Genomic DNA, 1,994 nt, shown 5'->3' on the forward strand with positions numbered 1-1,994 from the left:
GTTGTGGGCTGCCGACCAGGCCGTGCAGATCGCCACCGGGCCGCAAGGCGACCTGCTGCCGACCGGAGCGATTACAGCACTTCTCGGCGCGCCGCTGCTTCTCTGGCTGCTGCCGCGCCTTGCTCTTGGCTCGGAAGCCCCGACCTTGATGGCCGCGCGCCTGCCGCGCGCAAGCCGGCCCGGCCTTATGCTGACGGCGATCGGCCTGGCCTTGCTTTTGCTGCTCGGGCTGGCCCTGCTCTATGGACCGGGCCCGCATGGCTGGAACTTCGCCTTCGGCGACGAGCTGCAGCCTTTGCTGTCGTGGCGGTGGCCCCGCGTGCTTGCCGCGCTGAGCGCCGGGGCGATGCTGGCGCTTGCCGGGCTGATGATGCAGCGGCTGACCGGCAATCCGATGGCCAGCCCGGAAGTGCTTGGCATCAGCGCCGGTGCTGCGCTCGGCATGATGGTGGCGCTGTTTGCGCTCTCGGATGCCGGACGCCCGGTTCAGACGGCGGCGGCAACCATCGGCGCCTTCGCCGCTTTGCTGGTGACGCTGGCGATCGGCCGCCGTGCCGCCTATGCGCCGGAGCGGCTGCTGCTTGCCGGCGTTGCTCTGACGGCCTTGTTCGACGCGCTGATCCTGGTGCTCACCGCCACCGGCGATCCGCGTGCCATGCTGCTGCTCAACTGGCTGACCGGTTCGACCTATGGCGTCGATGTCGGTGACGCCTTGCTCACCGGTGGCATCGCCGTCTGCCTCTTCGCACTCGCGCCTTTCTTCATGCGTTGGCTCGACATCCTGCCGCTTGGCCCCGCCGCTGTGCAAGGCCTTGGCATTGACCTGAAGAGGACGCGGCTTCTCGTGCTGCTGGTGGTCGCGGCACTCACCGCAGCCTCGACGCTGATCGTCGGTCCGCTGACCTTCATCGGCCTGATGGCGCCGCACCTTGCCCGTCGCCTTGGCCTCTCCCGTGCGCTGCCGCAGGCCGTTGGCGCGGTGCTCGCCGGCGCGCTGATCATGGTCGCCGCCGACTGGGTGGGCCGCACCGCCATCTTCCCGCGCCAGGTCCCGGCCGGTCTCGTCGCCACACTGATCGGCGGCCCGGTGCTGATGTGGCTGCTGCGCCGCCGCTGACCTTTAGCCCTTGTGGAGATATCGATGTCCAAGTCGATGCCAGCCTTGATCGCCGACACCACGGTCCACGATCTTGTCCCGGCGCAGGGCGGCGCCCCCTGGCGGATATTCCTGCATGTGCCGTCCGGGCCGGTGCCCGAGGCCGGCTGGCCTGTGCTCTACATGACCGACGGCAACGCCGTCATCGGCACGGCGGTCGACGCCATGCGCGCGCAGGCCTTCTATCCAACGGGCACCAATGTCGGCTGGGGCGTCATCGTCGCCATCGGCTATCCCGTCGAGGGCGCCTATGACCCGCTGCGCCGCTCATGGGATCTCGGCCCGCCGCCGGGCAAGACCTATCCGCCCTTCTATGAGGGCACGCCCGAAGTCCGGACCGGTGGGGCAGGGGAGTTCCTTGCCTTCATCGAGGACGAGTTGAAGCCGTGGGTCGCCAGTCGGATCACGGTCGACGCTAGCCGCCAGGCGCTTTATGGCCATTCCTTCGGTGGCTTGTTTGCGCTCTATGCCCTGTTCACGCGGCCCTCGGCCTTCCAGACCTGGATCGCGGCGAGCCCCGCCATCTATTGGGAAGACCGTGCCATCGATCGCTTTCTCGAAACCTTCGAGGCCGCCATCCCCGCTGGTTTGGCGACGACCGTGATCCTGTCGGCCGGCGAGTACGAGACCGAGAAGCTGGCGCCGTTTCAGATTGGCGCCGAGGACGAGGAAAAGCGCCTCCAGCAGAAGAAGGTGACATGCACCGACGAATTCGCGCGGGCAATGGCGCAGCGGCTTGATGCTCTCCCGGGCGTGCGTGCGCGCTTCGAGCTGCACGCCGGCGAGAACCACATGTCGATCCTGCCGGTCACGGTCAATCGTGCGGTTCAGGCAGCGT

2 protein-coding genes are annotated in these 1,994 nt (G+C 68.1%); both read left to right on the plus strand.

Going from position 1 to position 1,994, the window contains the following annotated elements; genetic code table 11:
• Positions 1 to 1,117, plus strand: a 1,117-nt coding sequence (locus tag EN893_RS31230; protein WP_164901270.1) for an iron ABC transporter permease, incomplete at its 5' end; no start/stop codon positions are given.
• A 24-nt stretch (positions 1,118 to 1,141) separates the two neighbouring features.
• On the plus strand, positions 1,142 to 1,994 hold an 853-nt coding region (locus EN893_RS31235), incomplete at its 3' end, for an alpha/beta hydrolase-fold protein (RefSeq protein ID WP_164901271.1).

This window comes from Mesorhizobium sp. M7A.F.Ca.CA.004.04.2.1 (assembly GCF_004022825.1).
Classification (GTDB): domain Bacteria; phylum Pseudomonadota; class Alphaproteobacteria; order Rhizobiales; family Rhizobiaceae; genus Mesorhizobium.